Origin of the sequence: Micromonospora sp. NPDC005206 (assembly GCF_040608175.1) — a bacterium.
Taxonomy (GTDB): Bacteria; Actinomycetota; Actinomycetes; order Mycobacteriales; family Micromonosporaceae; genus Micromonospora.
The window spans coordinates 44,603-58,078 of the sequence record NZ_JBEXHU010000027.1; the positions used below are offsets into that span (position 1 = coordinate 44,603).

The following is a 13,476-nucleotide window of genomic DNA, read 5'->3' on the forward strand; positions in this document are numbered from 1 at the left end:
CCGTACGTCGGTTGAACCCGTCATGCCGCCACGTCAGCGCTCGCCACGGCGTAGCGACCCGACCACGAGCCGGTCGATGCTCACGTCGAGAGCGCGCTCGTCGCCAACATCGCCGAACACCCTGAGCATGTCCTTGATGTCGCCGTGCACCCGCGGGCTGCGGGCGCGCAGCTGCGCAACCATGTCGTCGACCCGCTTGGTCAGGGCGTCACGCGTGTCGACCACCTCGTTGAGCAGGCCGAGCTCCGCCGCCTGTTCGGCGGCCAGTGGCTCTCCCGTCGCGGTGAGCCAGAAAGCCTTCCGGCGGCCGACCACGCGAGGCAGCCAGGCGAGGACCAGGGCCGGCGCGAGGCCGATGCCGACTTCGGGGAACCGGAAGGCCGCGTCCCGCACCGCCACCGACACGTCGAAGGCCGCCACCAAGCCGACACCGAACCCGGCCGCGTCGCCCTGCACCTCGGCGACGGTCACCAGCCTCGTCCGCTGCGCCGAGCGGGTGAGCCCGGCGAGCGCCTCGGCCTCCGCCCGCACCTCGGCCGGGGTCGAGCCGCCACGGTCGCGGCCAAGGCAGAACACGTCACCGGTTGCCCGTAGGCGCAGCACGTGCGCGCCCTCCGGCGGGTCGTCGAGTACGGCCGCCAGCTGTCCGCACAGCTCGATGCTGAACAGGTTCTCCGGGGGCCGGGACAGCTCGGCCAGGATCACGCCGTTCTCGACCGGGTGGATGGTCAGGTCGCTCATCAGTTCAGCCTTCCGGTCGCTTTGCCGCCGTACCAGTCAACGTCGTCGGGCGCCGTCCGGACGGTGACCGCACGCACCTGCGTGAAGTCGTGGAACGACTCCCAGCCGCCCTCGCGGCCAATTCCGCTCTCCTTGAGACCACCCCACGGGGAGGACGGGTCCAGGCGGTGGTGGTCGTTGATCCAGACCATCCCGGCCTCGAGCCGGGACGCCACGCGGTGGGCGCGGGCGATGTCACGGGTCCATATCGCGGAGCCGAGGGCGTACGGCGAGTCGTTGGCGATCGCGACGGCCTCGTCCTCCTCGTCGAAGGGGATCGCCACGACGACGGGCCCGAAGATCTCCTCGCGGGCTACGGTCATGTCGTTGGTGACATTGGCCAGCACGGTCGGCTGCACGAAGAAGCCGTCCTCCAGCCCGGGCACGGTCGCGGCGGCGCCACCCGTGACGACGCGGGCGCCGGACCGCACGCCCTCGGCGATGCGGCCGAGGATCCGGTCCCTGGCTCGGGCGGAGATCACCGGGCCGAGCTGTGTGGACTCGTCGCTGGGGTTGCCGATGCGAATTCCCTCGGCGACCGCGGTCAGCGCGTCGAGGAACCCGTCGTGGATGCTGCGGTGCACCAGCAGCCGGCTACCCGCGATGCAGGTCTGGCCGGCCCCGATGAAGCCGCCGAACGCGGCGCCGCGCGCGGCCACGTCGACGGGTGTGTCACCGAAGATGATGACCGGCGACTTACCGCCGAGCTCTAGTGTGGTCTTGGCGAAGCGCCTCGCGGCCGCGAGCGCGATCGACCGGCCAGGCTCGGTGCCGCCGGTGAACACCACCTTCTTTACCAACGGGTGCTCGGTGAGAGCGGCGCCCACGACCGGGCCGAGGCCGTTGACGACGTTGAGTACGCCGTCGGGAATGCCGGCCTCGTGGGCGATGTCGGCCAGCAGCATCGCGGTCAGGGGGGTCTGCTCGGACGGCTTCAGCACCACCGAGTTGCCGGTCGCCAGCGCGGGCGCGAGGGACTTCGACGCGATCATCATCGGGTGGTTGAACGACGCCAGGATCGTGACCACGCCGAGGGGCAGCCGGCTGGTGTACGAGTGGTAGGGCCCGGGCATCGGGACCACCGCGTCGCGGTCCGCGAGCAGCAGCGAGGCGTTGTAGCGGTACCACTCCGGCAGCCGGGTGATCTGCGCCTTCGTCTCGGTCAGTGGCCGGCCGTTGTTGGCGGTCTCCAGCTGGTAGAGGTCGCTCATCCGCGCCGCGATCCCGTCGGCGAACCGGTGCAGGATCCGCGACCGCTCGTGGATTGGCATCCGGCTCCACACGCCGGAGTCGAAGGCCTCCTGGGCGACCCGGACGGCCTCCTCGACGTCGGCCTGGTCGGCACTGTCGGCGACCGCGAGCACGCCGCCCGTCGCGGGATTGACGACATCGAGCCGAGGGCCCCGCCCCTCGACGACCCGGCCGCCGATGCGTAGCCCGGTCGCCAGTGGTCCAGAGGGGAGCGCCACCGTCGGCTGGATGTGGGCCGTGGTCACGGTGCCGTCCGCTTGGTATACATCATGGCGTGAAGGTATACACGAGTCCCGGTCAGGTCAACGGTCCCCGCGTCTCCGTGCTCGGCACCGGGGTGATGGGCGCCAGGATGGCGCGCAACCTCGCCGCGGCCGGGCTGCCGCTCAACGTCTGGAACCGCACGCCCGAGCGGGCGGCCCCGCTGGCCAAGGCCGGCGCCCGAGTGGCCCCGACGGTCGCCGACGCTGTCCGCGACGCCGACGTCGTCCTGACGATGCTGTGGGACGCCGACACCGTCGAGGAGGTGCTCCGCGACGCGGACGGAGCGTTCGCGCAGGGCGCGGTGCTGCTGCAGACCAGCACCGTCGGCGTCGACGGCGCCGCGCGCCTGGCCGACGTGGCGGCCGAGCTCGGGTTGCGGTACGTCGACGCGCCGGTCCTCGGTACCAAACATCCCGCTGAGCAGGGAACCCTCGTCGTGCTGGCGTCCGGGCCCGCCGACACGCGGGCCGTGCTCACTCCAGTGCTCGACGCCATCGGCTCCCGGACCGTCTGGCTCGGCGAGGCCGGCACGGCCTCGCGGCTCAAGCTCGCGGCCAACGCGTTCGTGCTCAACGTGACGGCGGCCATCGCCGAGTCGATGGCGGTGGCGGGCGCGCTCGGCCTCGCCCCGACAGCGTTCCTGGACGCGATCCACGGCGGCCCGATGGAGTCGCCGTTCGTCGCGGCCAAGGGCACCCTGATGGCGGCAGGCGACTACCCGCTCTCCTTCGCAGTCGACAGCGGGATCAAGGACGCCCGATTCATCCTCGCCGCGGCCGGCGACGCCGCGCCCCTCACCGCCGTCACGCTCGAGCTGCTCGCGACCGCCTCCGCGGCAGGCCACGGCGGCGACGACATCGCGGCGCTCGCCCACGCCGTATCCCAGCCGCGGGGGGCGCGGTGAGCCGCCCAGTTGCCGTCGTCACGGGCGGCACGCGTGGCATCGGGGCTGCCACGGCCGAACTCCTCGCCGACCGCGGCCACGACCTGGTGCTGGGCTACCGGTCGCGCGACGCCGAGGCGGCCGAGCTGGCCGAACAGCTGGGCGAGCGGGGCGTAGAGGTGCGCACCGTGCGCTGCGACGTCGCAGACGAGGCTGATGTCGAGCGACTGTTCGCCGTCGCCGACGCGCTGGGTCCGCTGGCCGCGCTGGTCAACAACGCCGGGGTCCTCGAACAGCAACGGTCGATGGTCGAAATCGACATGGCTCGCTGGCGCCGGGTCTTCTCCGTCAACGTCTTCGGCGCGGCCGCGTGTTGCCGTGCCGCGGTCCGCCGCATGTCCACCCAGACCGGCGGCAAGGGCGGCGCGATCGTCAACCTGTCGTCGCGCGCCGCGCAGCTCGGCTCGCCTCAGGAGTACGTCGACTACGCCGCCAGCAAGGCCGCTGTCGACACGATGACCCGGGGACTCGCGCTGGAGGTGGCCCGGCACGGCGTGCGGGTGAACGCCGTGCGCCCCGGCATCATCGACACCGAGATTCACGCGGGGGGTGGGGATCCGGGGCGCGTGCCGCGGCTCGGCCCCGCGCAGCCGATGGGACGGCCGGGCACGGCCGTCGAGGTCGCAGAGTCCGTCGTGTGGCTGCTCTCACCAGCAGCGTCGTACATCACCGGCACCATGCTCGACGTTTCGGGCGGCCGCTGAACCGACGACGCCTGCCGGCTCCCTCGGTGCGCGGGCTGATCATCGAAGCCGGCCGCCTGCACGTCATCGCCAGCCGCATGACAGCGATGGTTCAGCGCTGGCTACCGCGGCGGCACCGTCACTGACGACTTGCGTCATTCACCGCCTGCGGATTCACAGGCCACGCCACTGCCCAGACACAGATCACGAACGAGACTGCCGATACGCGGAACAGACCGCGGGGCGACGCACAGGAAGCGAGAGCACGCCGTGAGACTGGGTTACTTCTCGATGCCGCTGCACCCACTCGGCCGGACGTGGGCCGAAACCCTCCAGGAGGACCGCGAGGCGGTCATCCTGGCGGACTCGCTGGGCTTCCACGACGCGTTCATCGGAGAACACCTCACCGACCAGCACGAGAACATCACCAACAGCCTGCTGTTCCTCGCAACGCTTATCTCCGACACGCAGCACATTCGGCTGGCGACCGGCACCACGAACCTGTCACAGCAGCACCCGGCGCTGGTAGCGGCGAACTCAGCGATGTTTGACCACCTCAGCAACGGCCGGTTCATCCTCGGCATCAGCCCGGGCGCGCTGACCTCCGACGCGGAGGCGCTCGGCATCCTGCACGAGGACCGCAATCGGATCTTCGCCGAGGCGATCGACGTGATCACGAAAATCTGGGAGCTGGACCCGCCGTACTCAATCGATCTGCCCGACAACCGGTTCAAGGTCACCACCGAGACCACCATCGACCTCGACTTCGGCGTCGGCATCATGCCGAAGCCGCTCCAGCAGCCCCGGCCCGAGATTGTCGGCACCGTCGTGGCGCCGTTCTCCAAAGGCGTCATCGCGATGGGCCAACGGGACTTCCACCCGCTGTCGGCCAACTTCCTGCTCCCGCAGTGGGTGGCCACCCATTGGCCCAACTATGTTCAGGGCAAGCAAGCCGCCGGCGAGGTGGCAGCCCCGGCCGACTGGCGCGTGGCTCGTACCGTGTTCATCGCCGACGACCCTAGCGTGGCGCAGGCCTACGGCCGCGACAACGAGGACAGCCCGTACCGGTTCTACTACTCGCAGATGCTGAAGAAGATGCGGAAACTCGGCCGCCTCGAGCTGTTCAAGACGCACCGGGACCAGCCGGACGAGGAGATCACGCTCGACTACGTTCTCGACAAGCTGGTCATCGCCGGCACGCCGGAGTCGGTTACCGAGCAGATCCTCGCCTTCCGCCAGGAGATCGGCGAGTTCGGCGAACTCGTGTACGCCGGACTGGACTGGGTCGACCCGCGGCTGGCCCGCCGCTCGATGGAGTTGATGGCGCAGAAGGTCATGCCCGACGTCAACTCGGCCCTGGGCTCCGCGGCGTGAGCGACCGCCTGCCACTGCTCTCCGACGCCGAGCTCACCCACGAGCAGCGCTCGGCCGCCGCACGGATCGCCGCCGGTCCGCGCGGCGCGGTCTTCGGGCCGTTCGTGCCACTGCTGCGCAGCCCCGAACTGATGACCCGGCTCCAACTGGTCGGCGAGTACCTGCGGTTCGACAGCGCACTCGACGACGACCTGGTGGAGCTGGTGATCCTCTACGTCGCGCGGGCTTGGGACCAGGAGTTCGAGTTCGGCTACCACCAGCCGCTGGCGTTGCAGGCAGGCCTCCCCGAGGACGTCGTCGATGCCGTCGCGCGGGGCGTGCGGCCGGCGGGTGGCCGGCCGGAGGTCGGTTATGTGTACGACCTGCTCGACGAACTGCACATCACGCGCCAGGTCTCCGACGCGACGTACGCCTCCGCTGTCGAGGCACTGGGCGAGGCGCGGGTCGTCGAGGTGGTCGGCACAGCCGGCTACTACACCACTCTGGCAATGACGATGAACACCGCCCGGACGCCCCCGCCCGCCCGGGCGCCACGACTTCCGGCCCGGGAGCGTGCATGAAGGCCCCGCTGGTCCTACTGCACCCGCTGGGTGTCGACCACCGGTTCTGGAACCCAGTGGTCGAAGCGCTGCCCGACGACGTGGGCGACGTCGTTGTGCCCGACCTGCTGGGTCACGGGTCCGCCCCGCTGCCGCCGCAGGGCGCGACAATTGATGACTTCGCCGATGCGATCGAGGCTGACATCGCCAGGCATAGCGAGGTCCATCTCGTAGGGGTGTCGCTCGGCGGCCTGGTCGCCCAGGTGCTCGCCGCTCGACGGCCCGACCTTGTGAAGCGACTCGTCGTCGCCGACGCCGTCGCGGTCTACCCCGACGCCATGCGAGCGATGTGGCGCAACCGGGCGGCCACGGTGCGGCGTGAGGGCCTCGAGGCCGCCGTCGAGCCGATGGAGGCGCTGTGGTTCTCCGAGGCGTTCCGCCGGGACGCGACCGATGCGGTCGAGCGCGTGCGCCGGATCCTGCTGGCCAGCGACCCAGAGGGGTACGCCCGCACATGTGAGGCGTTGGCGATCGCGGACACCACCGCCGTGGTGGGGTCGGTTGCGGCGTCGGTGCTCGTGGCGTGCGGCAAGGACGACGCTCTGCCGTTCCGGCAAGCGACCCAATGGTTCGCCGCGACGCTTCCAGCGGTGACGGTGGCGTGGCTCCCGGGCGGGCACGCCGCGGCATACGAGCACCCGAAGCCTTTTGCGGACGTGGTGGCGGGCTTTCTCTCCTGACCGTCGGTGCGGATAAGCCGTCGCCTCGCGTTCGGCCTGGGCGAGGGAGACGTAGGAGCAGCCGTACCAGCCGGACGGCGACCTCAGGCAGGGTTCGCCGCCGCTGAAGGGAGTGGCCGAGCAGCGCCGTCTTGTGCAGCCGGTTTCGCACCGTGCGCTCGTTGCAGTCGCAGCTGCTCTGCCGCCGCTACGTAACTGCTTACCCCACCCCCATGCCCACTCGTCGTCCAGACCGTAGAGCTGGCCGAGGGGGAGGGAGACAACGCTGTTGGCGTATCCGGAACTGGCGAGGATTTGGTCGACTTTGTCGACGATCCACCGCTCGCCTGCCTTGCCGTCAGCGTAGAGCTGAGCCAGGTGGGTGAAGGCTTCCATCGCGGCGGCGCCATCTGTTCCTGGCGCGGCAACACCACATTATGCAAGCGCGGCCGGGAGCAGGGCCCGGACCCGTGCGGGTCGTCGCCGTGAAGCCTGGCGAGCTCAGCGAGGGCTGGCCCGTCTTATCCCCCTGCGAGCCAGAACGCGGCCCACCGAGGGATCCACTCGGTGGGCAACATGCCCAGCGTCAGCCACGCGACAGGAGTTGGTGCGGGATCCTCGCTGCCGGAGTGTCTGGGCAAATCGTGCATTCGGTCACCGTGTCGACTCGGTGGTGATCGCGAGACGTTTCTTCGCTGGAGTGGTTAGGCGCGGACCGCTAGGGAAGCCGGCTGCTGTCGAACCACGATGCGCCTGGGGTCGTCACGACGAACCACCCACCCGTTCAACGAGCCCGCTGTGCGCCGAGCGGGTGATCGCCTCGAACGCGTCGACGTTGTACAGCATCTCCTCGTACAACACCGGGTACGGCGCTTCGCCGGCGGCGGCACGGGCGAACGCTTCGATGTTCTCGCGGACGCTCGGGTACGGCGGCAAGAACACCGTCTTCGGCTCCGCTCCGCGGTGCACGGTGGTGACATCCCAGCCGCGCGGGAGCTCGGGGTGGTTGCGATCACGGATCTCCACCCACGCCTTGGACCCGAGCACCGTCACCCGGCCGACGAACGGCGTGGTGAGGATGGCCGTGATCATCGCAGTTCGGCCGTTCTCGAAGCCCATGGTGATTGTGAGAGTGTCACCGTTTTCGAACGTCGTCGCGTGGGTGGCGAGGCGGGCCCACACCTCCACCGGTCGACCGAACACCGCGATCGCCAGGTCGACCATGTGGATGCCGGTGGCCGACAGCGGGCCGACCGGCGCGGCCGCGGTGGACAGCCGCCAGTTGTCGCCCGGCAGGTCCAGGAACTTGTCCTGGCTAAAGTTGCCCTCGAACACCAGCGGGGTACCTAGCTCGCCGCTGCGGCACATCTCGCGCAGTTGCTGGACGGCCGGCTCGAAGCGGCGCTCGTGGCCGATGCCGAGCTGCACGCCCGCCGCCTGCACCGCCGCGATGGCGGCACGGGCCTCGCGGCCGTTGGTGGTCAGCGGCTTCTCGCAGAACACGTGCTTGCCAGCCCTGGCCGCGGCCACAATCTGTTCCGCGTGCAAGCGGTGCGGCGTGCAAAGGATCACCGCCTCGACGGCCTCGTCCGCGAGGGCCTCGTCCAGCGAGGTCGCCACGCGGATGCCGTGCTCGGCTCCGCGCTCACGGGCGGATTTGGCGACGTCCACGCCCAGTACGACTCGAACGTGCTCGCTGTTGGCCAGGTCGGTGACGATCTTCTGGCCCCACCATCCGAGGCCCACGACGGCTGCGTTGATCATCCGAGAAGTCAAGCCTCGGGACCGGGGAAAGCGGACTGTCCCCCGACGTGAAATTCACCCGCCGCGATGACGGAATCCGTCAGTCCCACCGGATACCTCGCCGGGTACGACGCGGAGCAGCAGCCTTCTTACGGTCCCCGGCACCCCGGCACCCGCAATCACACGGCTTGCGTGAGTGCCCACCTTCCCCCCGCTTTGTTCAATGAGCAGCACCGGGAAGAAGGACGTGACACTGTCCGCAGCCAATCCCGGCAGCGACGACGGAGGTAGTGGAATGAAGCCCGCCAGCACCAGCACGGACCGGTCGGTGGATGCGGCCAACTTCCGGCACGTCGTCGGTCACCTCGCCAGCGGGGTCACCGTCGTCACGACCGAGGCGGACGGCAAGCGTCACGGCATGACCGCGAGTTCCGTGACGTCGCTGTCGCTCGACCCGCCGATGATGCTCGCTTGCATCAACAACGCCGTCCCAACCGCACAGGCGGTGTCGATGTCCAGGCGGTACGTCGTCAACGTGCTCGGCGAGGACCAGGGCGAGCTCGCCAAGCAGTTCGCCATCGCGAGCAGTGACAAATTTCGCGGTGTCGCCCTCCGCATTGGGGCGTTCGGGCTGCCGCTGCTCAGCGACGCCCTCGCGCATATCGAGTGCGAGGTCGTCGAGTCGGTCGTCGGCGGTACCCACACGATCTTTCTGGGGCGGGTGGTGTCCGCGACCGCCGGCCAGGGGCAGCCGCTGACGTACTTCCGCGGCGGGTTCGGCCGGTTCGAGTTCGCTCGCGACGATGAGGTCTACGGACGCGCGCGCGAGCTCGTTCTGAGCCGGGTGTACCCCGCCGACCACGCGTTGCCGCTCGACGAACTGGCGACGCAACTCGACGTCGACCCGGCAGCTGCGTTCTACGCGCTGACCCGGCTGTCGTCGGATGGGCTGGTCCGCCGTGACCCGGACCGCGGCTACGTGGTCGCGCCGCTCGACGTGCGCACCTCCGACGAGACCTTCGACGCCCGGCTCGCGATCGAACTCGGCGTTATCGCGCTATCGATGCATCGGGTGACCGATGACGAGGTGGCCGAGCTGCGTCGCCGTTTCGACACGATGGCCGCGCTGCTCGTCGACGACCGGTTCGTGGACTTTCACGGCTATCTCGCCGCCAACTACGCGTTTCACGAGCACCTCGTGTCCCTCGCCTGCAATCCGCTGCTCACGTCGACGTTCGGTCGTCTCAGCATCAAGAGCGTGATGACCCGCTCATTCGGGTCGACGCCGGAAACGTCACAGAAGTTCGTGAAGGTTCAAGGGCGCCTGGTGGAGGCGTTCGAGCGGCGTGACGCACGTGCCGCGAAGCAGGCCGCCGTCGACTACTGCGAGCTCGCAAAGAAGCGGGTCCGCGAGATCCTGGCGTTCACCGGCGGACGGCTCTAGATGCGCCTGCTTACAGTCGGCTGATCGGGGATCCGCCGGGCGCGCTGTGCGGTTCGGCTCAGTTCCGCGTGAGCTTCCTCGATCGCCGCAAGGGTGGCCTGCAGGTGCTGGAGGGTCAGGCGCACGGCGGCCTGTTCGTCCCGCCGCTGGTAGATGTTAAGAAGCTCCTTGTGCTCGGCGTTCGCCTCGGGCGACGGAACATTTGGAGCATAACGGTTGCAATTGCAGGGCCCGGATGTCCGCCCATCGTGGTGACCCCTTCCTGACTTTCGGTCAAGGACCTGAACGGCCCTTAAAGAAAGGCCGAGGTAAGGTCCGATCACGGTTTACCAAGTCAGGCGCGAGGGGTAGCCTCCTGGAAAACTCTCAGTCCATGAGTCGACGAACGACATGCCACGAGACAGGCCTCCGGTATAACCCATTCCGATTAATCGTGTTGGTCCACGCTCATTGGCCTCTGTCGAGGCCGTCCGATTCGGAGGTGTTTGATGAGGCCAGACGAAGGTGTTCCAATCCGATGGATCACTTGGCCAGCTGGCGTAATCGCCGCGCTCGCCTGGGGGGCTGGTCGCCTTACGTCGATCGCGTTTCTTGACCTCATCTTCGTCGCCGCTGTCGCTTGGTTAGGCGGTTGGTTATTGAGCGACTTTACTTGCCGCTACCTCACCCGGCGTGGGGAGCTCGCACCGCGGGAGGGCGAAGTCGAGTGGGCGGTCGACGAGCCGAGACCGCGCCCACAGTGACGGAGCCGCCATTTCCTCGTAATGCTCGCCGACATGCGGCCGGTCGCTGTCGATCGTGCTCACCCTGGTGGGGGAGACGTGACCGGGCGGAGGGACGCCCAGATCGCCCCCGGGATCGAAAACCCCACTGCGTCGGACTCGCCCTGCAGAGGCCGCCAGGACGCGCTCGATGCCTTCGTTGCCGGCCTGTGCGGGCAGGATCGCGCGTCATTCGACCGGGTGGCCCTCACCGTGGTCGCCATCGAGAGCTCGACCGCCGACGGCGAACGGGCAGGGCGGGCGGGAGGGCGAGAACCAGCCTGGTCAAGCTGCTCGCCATGTACGCGCCGCACACTCTGAGGTTCTTCGACGGCGAGTTCATCTCGGAAAGTTTCCGGGCGCCTGCTTCTCGGCCCTCTCCGCCGGGTTCGACCCAAAGATCAAGAGCGCACCCCTTGCGAAGATCAAGGCGCAGCACGGTGCCGACGAACGAAGATCGCGGCCGTCTATCAGACGGTGCTGAAACCGGTCCTGGATGCGGCCGGACGCCCCACCGGCGTCGACTTCGCGCCGGGATAACCGCGGCTCGGCAACCCTGAATCCGAGGGTGAGTTACTCCTGTCAACTCGTACGCCGATTGCGGTATCTGGCAGCTGCGGCCACCAGAGCGAGCACGACCGGAACGACGATGGCAACCGGCAGCGAGCCCGCTGCGGTCAGGGTCCGCTTTCCGGCCACTGTCACGTGTACCGGCTGGCTCACCACCAGCGGGCCCGTACCCGCCGTGGAGTCGCCTGCGGGCATGAGCACGACGTAGACGTCGAAACTGCCGGTGTTGACGGCCTGACTCTGCCAGGACAGTGACGTGCTGCTGCCTGGCGCCACCGGCGGAACTTCCCGGGTCACGTCCGCCGACCAGTCCTCGAGGTCGACGTAGACGCCGTCCAGGCTCGCGACGTTGAGGTGGGCCACCAGCCGGTCGGTCGGCACGGAACCCGAGTTGACCACGCGGGACTCAAGCGTCAACCGCTCACCAACGACCGTGTTGAGTCGGCTCTGCTCCAGTACGACCTCGACGACGCCCGGCAGTGGCGGCGGAGCGGCTGCCGCCGAAGCGGTCAGGCCGACGGGAGCCGTCAGCGCCACCAACAGCCCTGCGAGGGCCAGCCCTGTCTTCATGCTCCGCTCACCCCTCCATGCAGCCTGACGATCCGGGTGCCGGCGGCAACCAGGACGCCGCCGGCCAGTACCGCGGTGAGTAGCGGAGACATCAGGTAGGACAGGTCCCGCGTCCAGCCGTGCCCGTTGACGAGCGCAGCCGTCAGGTAGTGCAGCGCCGCGCCGACCGGATTGAGCCGGACGAGAAGATCACCGAACCAGCCCTTCGGCGCGCCGCCGGGCAACTGGGTCGGTGCGAAGAGCGCCACCAGCAGGAACAGGCTCACCGCGAGGCTGACTTTGTTGGAGCTCGACACGGCGCTGATCAGCAGACCGAGCGCGGCGAGCGCGACCGCCAGCAGCGTGCCGACGAGCAGGCCCAGCAGCAACGCCTGCCCGACGATGGACACTCCGCGTCCGAGTACCCACAGATACGGCACGCTCACGACGAAGGCCGCGAGCCAAAGTGACATGGCAGCTGCCATCTTCCCCAGCACGATCGCCCGGCGGGAGACGGGTGCGAGCAGCAGGCTCTCCAACGTGCCCCGTTCCCGCTCCCCGCTGATCGCGTCGGCGCTGACCACCAGCGTGACGAGGACGCCGACCGCCACCGCAACCTGCAGGGTGAGGTTCACCGCTTCCCGCTGCTCGAGGAAGTTGAGCACCTGACTGGTACCGGCAAGGTAGGTCATGACGCTCAGGACGACGCTGAACGCGAAGACCAACACCGGGCCGCGCCCGCTCACCCACAGATCGCGGCACTCCTGTTCGGCGACGACCCGCCAACCCGGGCCATCGCCGCGAACCCCGCCCGCGCTGGATTCGCCGAACCGGACCCGCCCCCGCAGACCCGTCGTCATCGGACACCCTCCCCGGTCATAGCAAGGAACGCGTCGCTGAGCCGCGCGCGTTCGGCCTCGAAGGACAGGACCGGCACGTCGGCGCTCAGCACGGCCCGCAGTGCTGCGTTCATCCCGGTACCCGTGCCGCTCTTGTCTGCGCCCGGCGATCCGTTCAGGGAGATCCTGAGGATGTCGGGACGTTCGTCGGCGGGCTCTGTCATCAGGCCGGCGACGCCCGCGAGCGCTTGCCGGGCCCGACCGACCAACTCGATCGGTACGCGCATCTGCGCGTACTGCTGGGTGGGGACAGCGCGGGTGACCTCGCCGAAGGTGCCGGAGACGAGGACCTTTCCCTTGTGAAGGATCAGCACGCTCGTGCAGATCTCCTCGACGTCCGGAAGGGTGTGGGTGCTGAGGATGACCGTCGCTCCTCTGACCACCGCGATCTCGCGGACGATCGCCAGCATCTGACGTTGCCCGGCCGGGTCGAGCCCGAGCGTCGGCTCGTCGAGGAACACGACAGCGGGATCGTTGACCAGCGCCCGTGCGATGCCCAGGCGCTGCCGCATGCCGCGGCTGTACGTGGAGATCCGCGACGAGCCACGCTCGGCCAGGCCTACCTCCGCCAGTAGCCGCTCGGCGACCCGCGCGGCGTCCGGACGGGCGTTGCCGAACAGCCGCGCGTGGTAGCGCAGGTACTCCTCGCCCGTCTGGTGTCCGGGATAGCCGCTGCTTTCCGGCAACACGCCGATCCGCCGTCGAATCTCGCCCGGCCGGGTGCAGGGAACACCAGCCACCGAGAACTCCCCGCTCGTCGGCGCGAGCACCGTGGTGAGCAATCGGATGGTGGTCGTCTTGCCCGACCCGTTCGGCCCGAGCAGTCCCACGACCTCGCCTTGTCGTGCAGTGAAGCTCAAGCCGTCAACCGCCGTACGGTCCCCGAACCGCTTGGTGAGCCGCACCGCCTCGAGCTGCACGCTGGCCATGAGCGTCCCCCTCTCGCCGTGCGAGGTG

The 13,476-nt window shown here is 69.1% G+C and carries 12 protein-coding genes; 6 read left to right on the forward strand and 6 right to left on the reverse strand.

Translation table 11 applies throughout. From position 1 onward, the window contains the following. Positions 1-33 precede the first annotated feature (33 nt). Entirely contained in the window at positions 34-741 is a 708-nt protein-coding gene (locus ABZU69_RS32040) for an enoyl-CoA hydratase/isomerase family protein (RefSeq protein ID WP_354968035.1), read from the reverse strand. Continuing rightward, the gene (locus tag ABZU69_RS32045; protein WP_354968036.1) at positions 741-2,276 is read right to left on the reverse strand and encodes an aldehyde dehydrogenase; all 1,536 of its coding nucleotides are present in this window, start codon (positions 2,274-2,276) and stop codon (positions 741-743) included. The genes ABZU69_RS32040 and ABZU69_RS32045 overlap by 1 nt, the downstream gene beginning before the upstream one ends. Before the next feature lie 29 nt (positions 2,277-2,305). Here ABZU69_RS32045 and ABZU69_RS32050 point away from each other — a divergent pair, with 29 nt between their 5' ends. From ABZU69_RS32050 to ABZU69_RS32070, 5 genes are all read left to right on the forward strand, one after another. Continuing rightward, positions 2,306-3,199, forward strand: a complete 894-nt coding sequence (locus ABZU69_RS32050; RefSeq protein WP_354968037.1) for an NAD(P)-dependent oxidoreductase — start codon at positions 2,306-2,308, stop codon at positions 3,197-3,199. Beyond that, the gene (locus ABZU69_RS32055; protein ID WP_354968038.1) at positions 3,196-3,942 is read left to right on the forward strand and encodes an SDR family oxidoreductase; all 747 of its coding nucleotides are present in this window, start codon (positions 3,196-3,198) and stop codon (positions 3,940-3,942) included. Before ABZU69_RS32050 ends, ABZU69_RS32055 begins: the two co-directional genes overlap by 4 nt. Before the next feature lie 249 nt (positions 3,943-4,191). Beyond that, positions 4,192-5,295, forward strand: a complete 1,104-nt coding sequence (locus ABZU69_RS32060) for an LLM class flavin-dependent oxidoreductase (protein WP_354968039.1) — start codon at positions 4,192-4,194, stop codon at positions 5,293-5,295. Beyond that, on the forward strand, positions 5,292-5,855 hold the full coding sequence (locus ABZU69_RS32065) for a carboxymuconolactone decarboxylase family protein (RefSeq protein ID WP_354968040.1): 564 nt from the start codon (positions 5,292-5,294) through the stop codon (positions 5,853-5,855). Before ABZU69_RS32060 ends, ABZU69_RS32065 begins: the two co-directional genes overlap by 4 nt. Next, positions 5,852-6,574, forward strand: a complete 723-nt coding sequence (locus tag ABZU69_RS32070; RefSeq protein WP_354968041.1) for an alpha/beta fold hydrolase — start codon at positions 5,852-5,854, stop codon at positions 6,572-6,574. Before ABZU69_RS32065 ends, ABZU69_RS32070 begins: the two co-directional genes overlap by 4 nt. A gap of 741 nt (positions 6,575-7,315) precedes the next feature. On the opposite strand, the gene ABZU69_RS32075 is transcribed toward ABZU69_RS32070, so the two are convergent. Beyond that, entirely contained in the window at positions 7,316-8,317 is a 1,002-nt protein-coding gene (locus ABZU69_RS32075) for a Gfo/Idh/MocA family oxidoreductase (RefSeq protein WP_354968042.1), read from the reverse strand. A gap of 175 nt (positions 8,318-8,492) precedes the next feature. Here ABZU69_RS32075 and ABZU69_RS32080 point away from each other — a divergent pair, with 175 nt between their 5' ends. Continuing rightward, positions 8,493-9,740 (forward strand): flavin reductase, encoded by a 1,248-nt coding sequence (locus ABZU69_RS32080; protein ID WP_354968043.1) that lies wholly within the window; start codon positions 8,493-8,495, stop codon positions 9,738-9,740. A gap of 1,343 nt (positions 9,741-11,083) precedes the next feature. Here ABZU69_RS32080 and ABZU69_RS32085 read toward each other — a convergent pair. From ABZU69_RS32085 to ABZU69_RS32095, 3 genes are read right to left on the reverse strand one after another with little or no spacing between them, the layout of a single operon-like run. Beyond that, positions 11,084-11,641: a hypothetical protein gene (locus ABZU69_RS32085; RefSeq protein WP_354968044.1), complete on the reverse strand. Its 558-nt coding sequence runs from the start codon at positions 11,639-11,641 to the stop codon at positions 11,084-11,086. Next, on the reverse strand, positions 11,638-12,480 hold the full coding sequence (locus ABZU69_RS32090; protein ID WP_354968045.1) for an ABC transporter permease: 843 nt from the start codon (positions 12,478-12,480) through the stop codon (positions 11,638-11,640). Before ABZU69_RS32090 ends, ABZU69_RS32085 begins: the two co-directional genes overlap by 4 nt. Continuing rightward, positions 12,477-13,448, reverse strand: coding sequence for an ABC transporter ATP-binding protein (locus tag ABZU69_RS32095; RefSeq protein ID WP_354968046.1), 972 nt, complete (start codon positions 13,446-13,448; stop codon positions 12,477-12,479). The genes ABZU69_RS32090 and ABZU69_RS32095 overlap by 4 nt, the downstream gene beginning before the upstream one ends. Between the last annotated feature and the right edge of the window lie 28 nt (positions 13,449-13,476).

What these genes read in the sequence shown, in the direction of transcription:
- ABZU69_RS32040 (WP_354968035.1), bottom strand. Translation starts at nt 741, where the DNA reads ATGAGCGACCTGACCATCCACCCGGTCGAGAACGGCGTGATCCTGGCC.
- ABZU69_RS32085 (WP_354968044.1), bottom strand. Translation starts at nt 11,641, where the DNA reads ATGAAGACAGGGCTGGCCCTCGCAGGGCTGTTGGTGGCGCTGACGGCT.
- ABZU69_RS32075 (WP_354968042.1), bottom strand. Translation starts at nt 8,317, where the DNA reads ATGATCAACGCAGCCGTCGTGGGCCTCGGATGGTGGGGCCAGAAGATC.
- ABZU69_RS32090 (WP_354968045.1), bottom strand. Translation starts at nt 12,480, where the DNA reads ATGACGACGGGTCTGCGGGGGCGGGTCCGGTTCGGCGAATCCAGCGCG.
- ABZU69_RS32070 (WP_354968041.1), top strand. Translation starts at nt 5,852, where the DNA reads ATGAAGGCCCCGCTGGTCCTACTGCACCCGCTGGGTGTCGACCACCGG.
- ABZU69_RS32095 (WP_354968046.1), bottom strand. Translation starts at nt 13,448, where the DNA reads ATGGCCAGCGTGCAGCTCGAGGCGGTGCGGCTCACCAAGCGGTTCGGG.